This window comes from Winogradskyella helgolandensis, assembly GCF_013404085.1.
Lineage (GTDB): Bacteria > Bacteroidota > Bacteroidia > Flavobacteriales > Flavobacteriaceae > Winogradskyella > Winogradskyella helgolandensis.
In genome coordinates, this window is record NZ_JABFHO010000001.1 from 201,836 (window position 1) to 217,938 (window position 16,103).

Below are 16,103 nucleotides of genomic sequence, written 5' to 3' on the forward strand. Positions count from 1 at the left end.
GCTTTCGCGAGCACAAGATGAAAACATTAAAAGTCATAAAAATAGGAGGAAACATCATCGACAATGAAGAAGCATTAGCTGCATTCATTAAAAAATTCTCAACTATAGAAGGACCAAAAGTTTTGGTTCATGGAGGTGGAAAATTGGCAACTAAATTAGCTAGCCAAATGAATATCCCTGTACAAATGAATGAAGGCAGACGAATCACAGATGTAGCAACCTTAGACATCATCACTATGGTTTATGCTGGAAAAATTAATAAAACTATTGTAGCCCAATTACAGGCTAATGATTGTAATGCTATCGGATTTTCTGGCGCTGATGGCAACACCATAATTTCTGAAAAACGCCCAATAAAAACTATTGATTACGGTTTTGTTGGAGATGTTATAAAAGTAAACACAGAAACTTTACAAATCTTATTAAACAACCATATTACACCTGTTTTTTGTGCCATTACTCATGATGCAAACGGACAATTACTGAATACGAATGCCGATACTGTAGCTTCAGAATTAGCCATTGGTTTATCATCAATTTGTAACACCGAATTATATTATTGTTTCGAAAAAAACGGTGTATTAGAAGATGTTGACAATGAAGATTCTGTAATTGAAAACATCAACACAGAAAGCTATAAAACATTAAAGAATAACAACATCATATTCGAAGGCATGTTACCTAAATTAGATAATTGCTTTCATGCTATAAATAAAAATGTTCAAAAAGTTTGTATCGGAAAATCAGACATGCTTTTCAATACAAACAGTAAACACACAACCATAACCCAATGATTGAAAAACTAACCCAAGAGGCCATTGCTTTATTAAAGCAACTTATAGAAACAGAATCATTTTCATCAGAAGAAGACAACACGGCGTTACTTATAGAAGATTGGTTTAAATCACATAAAATTCCTTTTAAGAGAGATCATCACAACATTTGGTCGACGAACAAATATTTTGACGAGAGCAAACCAACCTTATTACTAAATTCCCATCACGATACGGTAAAACCTAATAATGGTTATACCAAAGATCCGCTTAAAGCTATTGTTGAAGATGGTAAATTATACGGATTAGGCAGCAATGATGCAGGAGGATGTTTGGTATCTCTAATAGCAACCTTCACCTATTTTTACAATAAAAAAGACCTCAACTACAATTTAGTAATTGTCGCTTCTGCCGAAGAAGAAAGCAGTGGACCAAACGGATTGAATAGCATGCTAAGCATCATTCCAAAAATTGATGTCGCTATTGTAGGCGAACCTACTTTAATGAATTTAGCTATTGCCGAAAAAGGTTTAGTTGTTTTTGATGCTAAGGTAAAAGGTACGGCTGGTCATGCCGCTCACCCAAATAAGGATAATTCAATTTACAATACTATTGAGGTTTTAAAATGGTTTAAAGATTATCAGTTTGCACGAAACTCACCTGTTTTAGGTGATGTAAAAATGACCGTAACTCAAATCAATGCAGGCCGACAACATAATGCCATTCCTGCTGAAGTTGATTTAGTCATTGATGTCCGTGTGAATGACAAATACACCAATCAACAAATTGAAGAGATTTTAATCAGAAAATCCCCATGCACAAGTATTAAAGCCCGTAGTTTGCGATTGAATTCCTCTTCAATTCCTATTAATCACGAATTGGTTGAAGCAGGTATAGAACTCGGACGAGAAACTTACGGTTCACCAACATTATCAGACCAATCCGTATTAACTTGCCCTTCACTGAAATTAGGACCAGGAGATAGCACGAGGTCGCATACAGCCGATGAATTTATTTATTTAGCTGAAATTGAAGAAGGTGTTGATTTATATATTAAATTATTAGAGAAAGTATTGTAAAAAGAAAATAGACCTAGCAGGTTTTTTCAACCTAGCAGGTCTAAAATTAAAAATAGATTCCTGCCTTCGCAGGAATGACAAAACAAAGAATGCGTATGAAACTTTGGGACAAAGGATTTTCAATAGATAAAAAGATAGAATTATTTACCGTTGGTAACGATAGAGAAATTGATATGCATATTGCTAAATACGATGTGGAAGCATCGCGAGCACACGCTGTGATGTTAGAGTCTATAGGGATTATTACTTCGGAAGAATTGATTCAATTAAAATCAGGATTAAAAGTCTTAGCTGATTCCATTGACAGAGGAACGTTTATTATTGAAGAATCATTTGAAGATGTACATTCTAAAATTGAACACGAGCTTACCAAAACTTTAGGCGAGGTCGGTAAAAAAATCCACACCGCACGCTCTAGAAATGATCAAGTTTTAGTGGCCCTTCAACTCTATTATAAAGAAAATCTTCAAATCATAAACGACAAAACAAAAACCTTTTTCGATACACTTTTAAGTCTAGCTGAAACCCATAAAACCCAACTTTTACCTGGTTATACGCATTTACAAGTTGCTATGCCTTCCTCATTTGGGTTATGGTTTTCTGCCTATGCGGAATTGTTAATTGATGATGTTTATGTACTGAATGCCGTTTCCAAAATTGCAGATCAAAACCCATTAGGTTCTGCTGCTGGATACGGTAGTTCATTTCCAATTGACAGAAATATTACAACTAAAGAATTAGGCTTTTCAACCTTAAAATATAATGTAGTTGCGGCACAATTAAGCAGAGGAAAAAGTGAGCGCGCTATCGCAAGTGCTTTAGGTGGCTTATGTAACACTATGGCACGTTTTGCTATGGATATTTGCTTGTATATGAGTCAGAATTTTGGATTTATAACATTCCCAGATGAATTGACTACAGGAAGTAGTATTATGCCACACAAAAAGAATCCTGATGTGTTTGAATTAATACGAGGTAAGTGTAATAAAATTCAAGCTTTACATTCTGAAATGCTATTAATCACGAATAATTTACCAAGCGGTTACCACAGAGATTTTCAACTATTGAAAGAAAACATCATCAATGCTTTTGAAGATGTAAAGGACATTCTGGACATCTTTAATTATTCCATTCAACAAATCATCGTGAAGGATATTGACCTCACAGATGAGAAATACCAATACCTGTTTACAGTAGACAGCATTAATAATTTAGTGGTTGATGGCATGAGTTTTAGAGAAGCGTATCAAAAAATAGGAGGGCAAGTTCAAGCAGGAACTTATACTCCAGATTTAGGAAAAGAACACTCTCATATTGGGAGTATTCATAATTTGTGTTTAGAAGATATTCGAGCAAAGTATCCTAAATAAGATTAAACTTATTACACCTGCAAGGTTTTAAAAAACATGCAGGATAACAAAAAAAAGCATCTGTTTCCAGATGCTTTATATTCTACCCTAATAAATAGACTACCCTTAGAAATTTATAGCAGCAGAAGTATTTTTATTTAAAATTCTCTTATACTCCAACTAAATCTCCATCCGCATTTTTAGTCGCTAAATCGGATTTACCCATTAAGTAAATATCTACTTGACGAGCCGCTTCACGACCCTCAGAAATTGCCCAGACAATTAACGATTGTCCTCTTCGCATATCTCCCGCTGTAAAAATATTTGGAATATTAGTTTGATACTTTCCATAGCTCGCTTTATAGTTAGAACGTACATCTCTTTCCAAACCTAATTGGTCTGCAATAGTACTTTCTGGACCTGTAAAACCTAAAGCCAATAACGCCAAATCACAAGGCCATGTTTTTTCAGTTCCTGCAATTTCAATAAGTTTAGGGCGTTCACCTGGTACCATTTCCCATTCTACATTTACCGTTTTTATTGCTGTAAGTTTCCCTTTAGCATTCGTTACGAACTCTTTGGTATTAATTAACCAATTTCGTTCCACACCCTCCTTATGAGACGAGGATGTTTTTAACTGTAAAGGCCAATATGGCCAAGGTGTTGCAGGCGAACGATGTCCTGGTGGCTTTGGCATAATTTCAAAATTAACTACCGATTTTGCACCTTGACGATTAGATGTTCCAACACAATCTGAACCTGTATCTCCACCTCCAATGACGATGACATTTTTCTTAGTTGCTAAAACCTGATCTTTTATTTTCTGTCCAAAAACAACTTTAGTTTGTTGCGTTAAAAAATCCATAGCCTGCACTACTCCGTCTGCTTCAATTCCGGGTGTTGGTAAACTTCTTCTTTCAGTTGCTCCTCCACATAGCACGACCGCATCAAAAGCTCTTAAGTCTTCAATCTTATAATTAACACCTACATTAACGTTGGTTTTAAAAATAATACCTTCCGCTTCTAAAATAGCTAAACGACGATCAATTATACCTTTTTCCATTTTAAAATTAGGAATTCCATAACGCAGTAAACCTCCAATAGCATCATCTCTTTCAAAAACGGTAACGGTATGACCTGCTCGATTTAATTGTTGTGCTGCAGCCAAACCTGCTGGGCCAGAACCTACAACAGCAATTGTTTTCCCTGTTCTCGTTTTTGGTGGTTGAGGCTTAATCCAACCCTCTTTAAAAGCACGTTCAACGATACTTTTTTCAATATTCTCTATAGATACCGGATCTTCAATAATACCTAAAACACAAGCCTGTTCACAAGGTGCAGGACACAAACGACCTGTAAACTCCGGAAAGTTATTTGTAGAATGCAGAATCCATGAAGCCTTTTGCCATTCGCCTTGATGTACCATATGATTAAAATCTGGAATTAGGTTTCCTAATGGACAACCACTATGGCAAAATGGGATTCCACAATCCATGCAACGCGACCCTTGCTCAGTCATGTCCTTTTCCTTTAAAGGCACCGTAAATTCATTATAATGCTTTACGCGATCCTTTACTGGCTTGTAGGATTCATCTTTTCTTTCGAATTCTTTAAAACCTGTTACTTTTCCCATTTTATTCCTGCGAAGGCAGGAATCTCATCCTGCTTTCTAAATTTAATTGTGTTATAACTTTTATCTTCTACCTTAGCTTACACCAATTCTTCAACCATTGGTTCTTCTGTCTCTAAACGTTTTAAAGCACGTTTATATTCCGTTGGCATTACCCGAACAAAATTCTTTAAGCTTGTTTCCCAATCACCCAATAATGATTTTCCTAATTCGCTATCTGTATATTCTACATGCTTTTCAATCAAAGCTTTTAAATCGTTAGCATCTTTCTTTAAAATTTTCTCAAATTCTATAGTTTCAATATTACATAACCCGTTTATAAATTTACATTCAGGATCATACACGTATGCAATTCCTCCACTCATACCTGCAGCAAAGTTTCGTCCTGTTTTACCAAGAACAACGACTTTTCCTCCTGTCATATATTCGCAACAATGATCTCCCACACCTTCTACAACTGCTGTTGCACCTGAGTTTCTAACTGCGAAACGTTCTCCTGCAATTCCATTAATATACGCCTGCCCTTCAACCGCTCCAAAGAGACAAACATTTCCAATGATAATATTATCTTCCGCTTTAAAATCTGCTCGAGTTGGTTTCTTAACAATAAGTTTTGCTCCAGACAATCCTTTTCCTAAATAATCATTTGTATTACCTTCTAGTTTAAACGTTAATCCGTGTGCTCCAAAAGCTCCGAAACTTTGTCCGGCCGAACCTTCAAAATTGATATTCAATGTATCTTCTGGCAAACCTAAATGACCATATATTTTTGAAATTTCATTACTCACGATGGCTCCAACCGTACGATTTGTATTTTTGATAGGATATGCCAAAGTCATTTGCTCTTTTCTATATAAAGCGCGATGCGAATCTTTTAAGATTTTAAAATCTAAAACATTATCTAAATTATGCTCTTGTTTTTGTAAATTCTTAACTGGCATTTGACTGTATTCTGCTGGTCGATGTAATATTGAAGATAAGTCTAAACCTTTAGCTTTGTAATGTTTGATTGCTTTATTGGCGTTAATTTTATGTGTTTGCCCAACCATTTCTGCCATTGACCTAAACCCTAATTCAGCCATAATACCTCGTAGTTCTTCCGCTATATAATAGAAGAAATTAATAACATGCTCTGGTGTGCCTTTAAAGTTTTTACGCAATTTTTTGTCTTGCGTAGCAATACCAACTGGACACGTATTTAAATGACATTTACGCATCATAATACAACCTGAAGCTACAAGAGGTGCTGTTGCAAAACCAAATTCTTCTGCGCCTAATAATGCTGCAATAGCTACATCTCTTCCTGTTTTTAATTGACCATCACATTCAACAACTATTCTACTTCTTAAGTTGTTTAGCACTAACGTTTGTTGCGCCTCAGCTAAACCAAGTTCCCAAGGTAAACCTGCATGTTTTAATGAGGTTAAAGGAGATGCTCCTGTTCCTCCATCATATCCTGCAATAAGAACAACATCGGCTTTTGCCTTAGCGACACCTGCGGCAATAGTTCCAACACCAACTTCTGAAACTAACTTTACATTAATTCTAGCTTCACGATTGGCATTTTTTAAATCGTATATTAATTGTGCTAAATCTTCAATCGAATAAATATCGTGATGTGGCGGTGGCGAAATTAAACCCACAAATGGTGTAGAATTCCTCGCTGCTGCAATCCATGGTAATACTTTTTCTCCTGGCAACTGACCACCTTCTCCAGGTTTTGCACCTTGCGCCATTTTTATTTGAATCTCTTTAGCATTAGTTAAATAATGCGACGTCACTCCAAAACGACCGGAAGCCACTTGCTTTATTGCCGAGTTTCTACTATCGCCATTCACATCGGGTTGAAAACGTCTTCTATCTTCTCCCCCTTCTCCAGAATTAGATTTTCCACCAATTCTGTTCATGGCAATCGCTAAATTTTCATGTGCTTCTCTCGAAATTGAACCATAAGACATTGCACCTGTTTTGAAACGTTTTACGATTTCGGTCCATGGCTCTACCTCTTCAATTGGTATGGGATCTATATTATTAAATTCGAATAACCCACGAATGGTCATTAAATTTTCAGATTGTTCATTTATAGTTTTAGCATAAACATCATAACTTGCCTGGTCACTTAACCTCACAGCTTGTTGCAATTTAGCAACCGTTGTTGGATTAAATAAATGCTGTTCTCCATTACGTCTCCATCTGTAATCTCCACCAATATTTAAACCTAAACGTTTGTCGAGTACATTACTCGGGTAAGCATGCTGATAACGTTTATCTATTTCTTTTTCAATTTCATATAACCCAATACCTTCAATTCTTGATGTGGTATAAGGGAAATATTTTTCTACAAATTGAGAATTGAATCCAACGATTTCAAATATTTGAGACCCTCTATAAGATCGTAAGGTTGAAATTCCGATTTTATTCATCACTTTCAGAATTCCTTTTCCAATAGCTTTATTAAAATTATCAACTGCTTTTTGTTCATCCATATCCGTAATGAAGCCTTCTTTAACTTGCATTCTGATAATTTCATTTACCATATATGGATTGACTGCACTTGCTCCATAACCAAATAAAGTTGCAAAATGATGTGGCTCACGAGGCTCTGCAGATTCTATAATAATATCGAAATACGAACGCTTACGCAAACGATTCATTTGATGACTCACGTAAGAACATGCTAGCAATGGCGGAATTGGAGCCATATCCTTACTTACACCTCTATCTGATAAAATGATAATATTTGTTTTTCGGACTAAGGCTTTTTCAATTTGAACAATGATATTATCTAAAGCATCTTCAAGCCCATTTAAACCTTTATCTTTTTGATATAACATCTCAATAGTTTCGGCTTTAAAACCCTCAATATCAATATGTCGTATTTTATCTAAATCATCATTTGAAATTACGGGATTCTGAATTTTCAACTTTCTACATTGTCTTTCAGTAATACTAAAGATATTTCTATCCTTACCTAATGCTAAACTAATATCTGTTACAATTTCTTCTCTAATGCCGTCTAACGGCGGATTGGTAACCTGTGCAAATAATTGTTTAAAATAATTTGAAATTAATTGCGGTTTGTTGGACAATACAGCTAATGGTGTATCTGTCCCCATAGAACCTAAAGCTTCTTTGGATTTTTGAGCCATTGGTGTGATGACTTCCTGAATATCCTCGTATGTATAATTAAATAAACGTTGTCTTGTTTTTATATCTAAAGATTCTATTGGACACGTTTCTCCTGTGTAAGGAATATCTTTAAGATGTAATCTTGTTTTATCTAACCATTCTTGATATGGTCTTTCTTTTACAATTTTACTTTTTATTTCTTCATCATTGATTATTCGACCTTGATTCATATCTACCAAGAACATCTTTCCTGGCTCTAATCGCCCATGACTTTCGACATCTTCTGGTGCAATATCAACCACTCCAATTTCTGAAGACATGATCAATTTTCCGCTTTTAGTAACTGTATATCTTGACGGTCTCAATCCGTTTCTATCTAATAAAGCTCCAATATAATTTCCATCTGTAAAAGGCACGGAAGCTGGCCCATCCCACGGCTCCATTATACAAGCATTATAATCGTAAAATGCTTTGCGCTCAGGAGACATAGTTGCATGTTTTTCCCATGCTTCAGGTATCATCATCATCATAACTTCCGGCAATGAACGACCTGTATGCGTCAACAATTCCACGACCATATCCATTGAAGCCGAATCAGACTTTCCCGGTAATATTATTGGAAATAATTTTTCTATTTGCGTACCAAAAACGTCACTTTTCATGATTTCTTCACGAACACGCATTCTACTCACATTACCTCGAAGTGTATTAATCTCTCCGTTTTGACACATAAATCGGAATGGTTGCGCTAACTCCCATGTTGGCATTGTATTCGTAGAAAAACGCTGATGCACTAATGCCAAGCGCGTCACCAAATCATCTTCTTGTAAATCTTTGTAATAAGGCCCAATATCTTCGGGCATAATAATCCCCTTATAAATAAGCGTATTCATTGACAAACTAGACACATAGAAATAAGAACTTTGTGACATCTTAGAATTCCGAACCGCATGTTCCGTTATCTTGCGCGCCGCATAAAGTTTTGCTTTAAAATCAGCTTCTGAAACTTCATTAGATTTCCCAACGAAAAGCTGTTCAATATTAGGTTCCGATGCTAAAGCGATTTCCCCGAGTTGTGTAGAGTCTACAGGAACTTCTCTCCAACCTATAACAGTAAGGCCTTGAGCAATGATTTCTTTTTCAAAAGTATCTTTGCAAAATTTATACTGATTTCTATTTTTTGGTAAGAACACCATTCCTACCGCATATTTTCCTTTTACAGGGACTTTAAAACCACAAACGCGCTTAAAATAAGCATGTGGAATATCGATTAATAAACCTGCACCATCTCCTGTTTTTCCATCAGAACTTACACCTCCTCGATGCTCTAGTTTTTCTAGTATTTCTAAAGCATCATGTATAATTTGATTTGTCTTTTCTCCTTTTAGATTACAGATGAATCCTGCACCGCAATTTTCGTGTTCAAACTCTGGCGAATACAGCCCTTGCTTCTTAAACATATTTTAAAAAAATTTAAAGGTTTTTTACACCTTATTACTCCTCTAATATATATGCATAAAGTTAATTATAAAAATAGTTACAACACTTTTCTCATATCAATAGTAATGAGCATTCTTTTTGAAAATATTGCAATAATAACAACATATTCTAACAATTAGCTAATATAAAATATTCAATAAAAAAGCTAATTTATTGCTAAAACGTTTTAGAAAAGAATCAAACATTAAAAATAACACACAAAATCACCATTTTAATCTCATTTTAAACAAATTGAAATTATTGATATACCAAAAAAATCGATTTATTTTACAATCACCCTAAAAATTATAGGGTATAAAACTTTATATTCATAAAAATTACATTTTATACCCGATTTTTTATAGGGTGTAAACAAAGATTATTTAGATTTGAGACGAACTAACTATTATAAATCGATTATTATGAAAAAAATTTTTACATTAAGCTTACTATTAATGTCAGTAGTATTAACAGCGCAAGACTCTACAGAAGTTGCTAAGGAACAGAAATTTACATTATCAGGAAGTGTAGACGCTTACTACCAAACCTTGATAAATGCTTCTGATGATTCAGGACAAGCCTTCGGAACTGCTTTTGCAAATCAAACCGGTTTCGCTTTCGGAATGGGTAACATCATTGCGAGCTACGAAAGTGGTAAAGTAGGTGCTGTACTTGATTTAGTAACAGGACCAAGAGGTGGTGCTGCTACATTCAACACCGACATTGTTGATGGTATTGTAAACCAAGCTTATGTTTATTGGAATGTTTCTGAAACAACGACTTTAACTATGGGACGTTTTAATACGTTTTTAGGATATGAAGTTATTGCACCAGCAGCAAACTTTAACTACAGCACATCATATTTGTTCTCTAGCGGACCTTTCTCTCATATGGGTTTAAAAGCTGATTTTGCTTTATCTGATGATTTTAGCTTAATGTTAGCAGTTATGAATCCTTGGGATACTAACGACACTTCTACTACAGGTGAATATTCATTCGGAGCTCAATTAGGATACTCTGGTCAATATTTAAATTTATACTATGACAGTGGTAACAATGGCGGATTAGGATTTGAAGTAGACTACACAGGTGGATTCGATATTGATGATACCTTATTCTTAGGAATCAACGCTGCGTATAATGATAATGACGGGAGTGGTTTTTATGGTGCTGCACTTTACCCACAGTACTCGCTATCTGATGATTTCGCTCTTGGAATAAGAGGAGAATATTTCTCATTACATGATGATGATTTTGATGATTTACCAAGCGTAATTGGACTAACTGTAACAGGTAGCTATACTGTAGACAGCAACTTAATTATCAAGCCAGAAGTAAGGTTAGACTCTTGGAGCAATAACGATGCTGCTTTCTTTGATGCTGACGGAGAAGATATGAGTAGCTTACAAGCTTTTACTTTAGCTGCAATCTACACATTCTAAACCACAACACTAACTAACACATTTATTATGATACATAATTTTTTAACAATACTCCCAACTCTAGCAGCAGTACAAGATGCTGCTGAACCTACTGAAGTCGAAGCTGCAGTTGCCGCAATAAATGGCGATATGGGAATGCTTTGGATGCTGATCTCAGCAATCCTAGTATTCTTTATGCAAGCTGGTTTTACTCTTGTTGAAACAGGAATGACACGCTCTAAAAACGCGGCCAATATCGCAATGAAAAACCTACTTGATATTTGCGTAGGATCACTAACCTATTGGTTTGTTGGTTATTCTTTAATGTATGGAGATACTTCAAACGGATGGTTTTTCTGGAGTGGTATAATGCAAGGAGAAGGAGCTGATTTATTATTCCAAACAATGTTTGCCGCTACAGCTGCAACTATTGTATCTGGAGCTATTGCAGGTCGTACTAAATATTCTACCTATGCTATATTTTCAATCGTAATGACAGCATTAATCTACCCTATTGCTGGTGGATGGCAATGGCAAGGTTCTGGTTGGTTAACCGAACTTGGATTTATTGACTTTGCTGGATCTTCAATTGTACACTCTGTTGGTGGATGGGCAGCTTTAGTAGCCGCTTATATGGTAGGACCAAGAATTGGAAAATACATAGACGGAAAAGTAATGCCAATACCTGGACACAACCAAGTACTTGCAACCTTAGGTGTATTCATCTTATGGTTAGGATGGTTTGGTTTTAATGGAGGTTCTCAACTTGCTTGGGGAGGCGCAGATTCTATCGCAGCTTCTAATGTTGTTTTAATTACAAATTTAGCAGCAGCTGCAGGTGGTTTAGGAGCATTAATAACGACATGGATCTGGTACGGAAAACCAAATCTACCACAAACTTTAAACGGAGCTTTAGCTGGTTTAGTAAGTATTACTGCTGGCTGCGGAAACATGTCGACATTAGGTGCCATTTTAGCTGGACTAATTGGTGGGATCATCGTTGTATTCTCTATAGAGATTATAGAGAAGAAACTTAAAATTGATGATGCTATTGGTGCAGCCTCTGTTCATGGTGTTGCCGGAGTTTGGGGAACACTTGTTATTGGCCTTTGGGGAATCGATGGCGAAACAGGAATAGGCCTATTTAATGGTGGAGGATTTTCACAATTAGGTGTTCAAGCTACTGGTGCTTTAGCTTATGGTGTATGGGCTGTAGTTTTATCATTTATTGTTCTTAAAATATTAAAATCTACAATGGGTCTACGCGTAAGCGAAGAAGAAGAACTAGTTGGACTTGACCTTTCTGAGCACGGTGAAATTGCTTACCCAGGAAAAAGAGAAAGATAATAATTCTATTAATTCTTTCATATAAGTTTTAATTGATAATTAATTTAGTTGTTAGAATAAAAGCCTTCGAAGTTTATCCTTCGAGGGTTTTTGCTTTAGTATAGTCTAGTAATTGCACAAAAAAAATCCTTAGAAGTTATACCTCTAAGGATTTTTTATACTCTTAAATTATCTTTTTATGCCGAATTACGACTCGCATTAATATTACCAAACAAAGATCGTGTTACCATCTTTTCAAAGATTTTAATTTGCTCTTCATCTCTTACCTCAGCTTTTTCTAGCTCTTGAATTTTCTTTAAAGCATACTGCTGAATAGTTAATAAAGGTAAAACAATTGACTCCCTAACGGCAATAGATGCTTTTCCAGAAGGTTCTTCTTGCATTAATTCCTTATAACCTGTAAGTTTAAGAATTAAACGTTTTGAAGTTTCATATTCTTTATAAATCACATTCCAGAATTCACCGTATTCAGCATCATCAGACATATATCGTGTTAAATCGAAGAACGATTTAGACAATGACATCATACTATTTTCAATTAACGTTTTAAAGAAATTCGATGTCTTAAACAAATGCTGAGCTTTATCAAACTCACCAATATCTTCATAATGTTTCAATGCTGTACCCACTCCAAAAAAGCCTGGTACATTTTGCTTCAATTGACTCCAAGATCCAACAAATGGAATAGCTCTTAGATCTTCAAAAATTAACCCTTCAGATTTACCACGTTTAGAAGGACGACTACCAATATTGGTTTTAGCGTAATATTTTAAAGTACTCATGTGCTCTAAGTACGATATAAATTTAGGATGCGCTTTAAAGTTTACGTAGGCATCATAGCTTCGCTTTGCCAAATCCGTCATAACTTCTCTGTTTTCCGGCTGCATACTCAAATCTACATCACTTAAACTATTACCAATACCTGAACTAATTAATTGCTCTAAGTTATATTGAGCAGATTCTAAGGTTCCAAAATTAGAACTTATCGTCTGACCTTGTATGGTTAGTTGCACTTCTTCATCTTCTATTGTTGGACCTAAAGACGCATAAAAATTGTGTGTTTTCCCACCACCTCTAGCAGGAGGTCCACCACGACCATCAAAGAAAATAACTTTAATACCATGTTCTCGAGACACTCTAGTTAGATTTTCCTTGGCTTGGTAAATCGCCCAATTTGCCATTAAATAACCACCATCCTTGGTGCCATCACTGAATCCAAGCATAATTGTCTGCTTGTTTCCTCTAGACTTTAGATGTGCTGCATATTCTGGATTAGAATATAATTCCTCCATTACTTTTGGTGCATTTTCTAAATCCGTGATAGTCTCAAATAACGGCCCAATATCTACTGTTAAATCCTCATGAAACCCAACTAACTTTAGCATCGCAAACAATTGCATTACATGTAAAGTTGATTGGTTATTACTAATAATGTATCGGTTTGCAGCTTGCTCACCGTTAGTTTCTTGAATTGTTTTTATAGCTTTAATAGTTTCTAAAGCCATCAGCGTTTCTTCGTCTTTAATTAAAGCCAAATCCACAGAACCTTCTACTTTAGATAGTATTTTAATTTGTTCATTTTCAGGTAAGTCGTGATAATTCTTTGGAAAAATAGCGCTACCACTTTCTATTAACGCATTCACCATATCACTAAAAAACTGCTCGTGTTTACGGCTATCTTGTCTGATATCTAAATTCGCAAAATGAAATCCGAACAAGTGCGTTTTATTAATAAGACTATTGAGCTCATCCACATACAAGGACTGATGCTTATCTATAATTATTTGCTTAACAGCTTTTAATTCTGACACAAAATACTCTAAAGTTAAATCAGATCCTTCGTTGGTGATTATATTGTAAAGCTCACGCTCCAAATTACCCATGCGATCTTCAACACCCTGAAATGTTAATTTCCGTTTTAATTGTCTTACGTTTCTATAGTAATTCTTAATAATTGAAAGTCGTAAGCGACCTGCAACTTTCAACGTAATTTCTGGTGTAACAAACGGGTTACCATCTCTATCTCCACCTGGCCAAAACCCGATATTAATAATATCGTTGTCAATTTGTTTGCCGTCAAAAATATTCTGTTGAATATAATCGTAAATGGTTCCAAATGATTTATAAAACACATTTTCTAAATACCATATTAAACTTACAGCTTCATCAAAAGGCGATGGTTTTTCGTGTTTAAAGAATGGTGTTTTTCCTAATTGCGCTAACAAATCATTAATTCGTAATAAATCATTTTCACGAATAGCTTCCGTTAAATCGGTAATAATTCCTAAAACAGAACCAGGATAAAACTGTGTTGGGTGTGCTGTTAGAACAATTCTTACTTTAAATTCTTCTAAATATTTCTGAAGTGTTTCCAACTTATTGTCAGCAGAAACAGTTTCTTTCAAACTTCGCAACGTTCCGATACCATCCATATTATTTACAATAGGAAAAGCAGCATCTTCAATAGCATCAAATAAAACGACTTGTCTTTCGATATACTGAATAAATCGAAATAACAAATTTATCTGACTTTCGGACGAACGTCTAGCTTGGTATTTATTAAAAAACGAATCGACAATTGCCGTCGGGTTATCTTTATTTGCGAATCCTTTTTGACAAGTTTCGTGAAATAACGGCAAAAGCGCTCCTGTTTTTGTAACGGCATCAAAAGGTAACGTCATAAATATACTATTGTATATCTGATACTTTGACAATACGTTTTGATTAAATCGAGTTAATTTTGGTTGTGTGGGCATTATCTTAAATTATATTATTGTGGATTGCCCTAAGTGGATATTCTTAAAATTGAGATTCGTATCTTTTGGATTGTAAATAAAATCTTCAATAAAATCACCAACATTAGAGGTTGTCACTGTATTTACCACCGAATTTATATCTGGTGTTGTAATGTTTAATTTTAATGATTTTTCTACAGCTAACCTAATTAATTCGGCTTCATTATGTAACTCAAAATGACTCAACAACATAGCCGCAGATAAAATTGATGCAATCGGATTTGCAATGCCTTTATCAGCAGCCTGAGGGTACGAACCATGAATAGGCTCAAACATCGCATATTTGTCTCCAACTGAAGCTGAAGCTAATAATCCTATAGAGCCACCAATAACACTGGCTTCATCACTAATAATATCTCCAAACATATTTTCCGTTAAAATAACATCAAATTGCTTTGGATTTAAAATCATTTGCATGGCTGCATTATCTACAAACAAGAAATCAAGTGTCACATCTGGATATTGCTCAGCAACTTCTTTTACTACTTTTCTCCAAAGTCTAGAAGTTTCTAAAACATTAGCTTTATCAATTAAAGTCACCTTATGCTCTCTATGCTCTGCAGCAACGAAAGCCAAATGCGCAATACGTTCTATTTCTTCGCGAGAATAAGCACATAAATCTGAAGCATAATTACCATCTTCAGACAATTGCTTTTCCCCAAAATAAATACCGCCAGTCAATTCTCTATAAATAGCAATATCTGTACCTTGAATGATATGTTTCTTTAATGGCGATTTATCCAATAAGGTTTTATAAGCTTTTACTGGTCTGATGTTTGCATATAAACCTAACTCTTTACGCAACTTAAGCAGACCTTGCTCTGGACGTACTTTTGCAGAAGGATCATTATCATATTTAGGATGCCCAATGGCACCAAATAAAATGGCATCAGTTTTTTTACATAAATCTAATGTTTGATCTGGCAAAGCATCGTTATGGTTATCTATGGCAACAGCACCAACATCTGCCGTTGTAAATTTAAAATTGTGATTAAATTCTGAAGCAATTGCTTTCAAAGCCTTTATCGCTTGATTTGTTACTTCTGGACCAATACCATCACCTGGTAAAACTGCTATATTTAATTTCATCAAAAAATCGTT

9 protein-coding genes are annotated in these 16,103 nt (G+C 35.2%); 5 read left to right on the forward strand and 4 right to left on the reverse strand.

The window, feature by feature from the left end:
- The first annotated feature begins 17 nt into the window (after positions 1–17).
- The 3 genes from argB to argH all read left to right on the forward strand — a co-directional run bounded on the left by argB (position 18) and on the right by argH (position 3,222).
- Positions 18–794, forward strand: a complete 777-nt coding sequence (argB, locus tag HM992_RS00725) for an acetylglutamate kinase (protein ID WP_179318152.1) — start codon at positions 18–20, stop codon at positions 792–794.
- Entirely contained in the window at positions 791–1,852 is a 1,062-nt protein-coding gene (locus HM992_RS00730) for a M20 family metallo-hydrolase (protein ID WP_179318154.1), read from the forward strand. Before argB ends, HM992_RS00730 begins: the two co-directional genes overlap by 4 nt.
- 95 nt (positions 1,853–1,947) lie before the next feature.
- The gene (gene argH, locus HM992_RS00735) at positions 1,948–3,222 is read left to right on the forward strand and encodes an argininosuccinate lyase (protein ID WP_179318156.1); all 1,275 of its coding nucleotides are present in this window, start codon (positions 1,948–1,950) and stop codon (positions 3,220–3,222) included.
- 148 nt (positions 3,223–3,370) lie between these two features.
- Here the strand turns inward: argH and HM992_RS00740 are convergent, their stop codons facing one another.
- Both HM992_RS00740 and gltB read right to left on the reverse strand, forming a co-directional pair.
- Complete coding sequence (locus tag HM992_RS00740; protein ID WP_179318158.1) at positions 3,371–4,834, reverse strand: glutamate synthase subunit beta; 1,464 nt, start codon at positions 4,832–4,834, stop codon at positions 3,371–3,373.
- A 77-nt stretch (positions 4,835–4,911) separates the two neighbouring features.
- Complete coding sequence (gltB, locus tag HM992_RS00745; protein ID WP_179318160.1) at positions 4,912–9,420, reverse strand: glutamate synthase large subunit; 4,509 nt, start codon at positions 9,418–9,420, stop codon at positions 4,912–4,914.
- A 441-nt stretch (positions 9,421–9,861) separates the two neighbouring features.
- Here gltB and HM992_RS00750 point away from each other — a divergent pair, with 441 nt between their 5' ends.
- Positions 9,862–10,881 carry an outer membrane beta-barrel protein gene (locus tag HM992_RS00750; protein WP_178983336.1) on the forward strand — a complete coding sequence of 340 codons (1,020 nt, stop codon included), beginning with the start codon at positions 9,862–9,864 and terminating at the stop codon, positions 10,879–10,881.
- Between the two features lie 30 nt (positions 10,882–10,911).
- Positions 10,912–12,207 (forward strand): ammonium transporter, encoded by a 1,296-nt coding sequence (locus tag HM992_RS00755; RefSeq protein ID WP_394354055.1) that lies wholly within the window; start codon positions 10,912–10,914, stop codon positions 12,205–12,207.
- Positions 12,208–12,383: 176 nt separating this feature from the next.
- Here HM992_RS00755 and HM992_RS00760 read toward each other — a convergent pair whose 3' ends face one another.
- Positions 12,384–14,963: a phosphoenolpyruvate carboxylase gene (locus HM992_RS00760; RefSeq protein WP_179318162.1), complete on the reverse strand. Its 2,580-nt coding sequence runs from the start codon at positions 14,961–14,963 to the stop codon at positions 12,384–12,386.
- 9 nt (positions 14,964–14,972) lie between these two features.
- Complete coding sequence (leuB, locus tag HM992_RS00765; RefSeq protein ID WP_178983333.1) at positions 14,973–16,091, reverse strand: 3-isopropylmalate dehydrogenase; 1,119 nt, start codon at positions 16,089–16,091, stop codon at positions 14,973–14,975.
- Positions 16,092–16,103: the final 12 nt, after the last annotated feature.

What these genes read in the sequence shown, in the direction of transcription:
- argB (WP_179318152.1), top strand. Translation starts at nt 18, where the DNA reads ATGAAAACATTAAAAGTCATAAAAATAGGAGGAAACATCATCGACAAT.
- HM992_RS00730 (WP_179318154.1), top strand. Translation starts at nt 791, where the DNA reads ATGATTGAAAAACTAACCCAAGAGGCCATTGCTTTATTAAAGCAACTT.
- argH (WP_179318156.1), top strand. Translation starts at nt 1,948, where the DNA reads ATGAAACTTTGGGACAAAGGATTTTCAATAGATAAAAAGATAGAATTA.
- HM992_RS00740 (WP_179318158.1), bottom strand. Translation starts at nt 4,834, where the DNA reads ATGGGAAAAGTAACAGGTTTTAAAGAATTCGAAAGAAAAGATGAATCC.
- gltB (WP_179318160.1), bottom strand. Translation starts at nt 9,420, where the DNA reads ATGTTTAAGAAGCAAGGGCTGTATTCGCCAGAGTTTGAACACGAAAAT.
- HM992_RS00750 (WP_178983336.1), top strand. Translation starts at nt 9,862, where the DNA reads ATGAAAAAAATTTTTACATTAAGCTTACTATTAATGTCAGTAGTATTA.
- HM992_RS00760 (WP_179318162.1), bottom strand. Translation starts at nt 14,963, where the DNA reads ATGCCCACACAACCAAAATTAACTCGATTTAATCAAAACGTATTGTCA.
- leuB (WP_178983333.1), bottom strand. Translation starts at nt 16,091, where the DNA reads ATGAAATTAAATATAGCAGTTTTACCAGGTGATGGTATTGGTCCAGAA.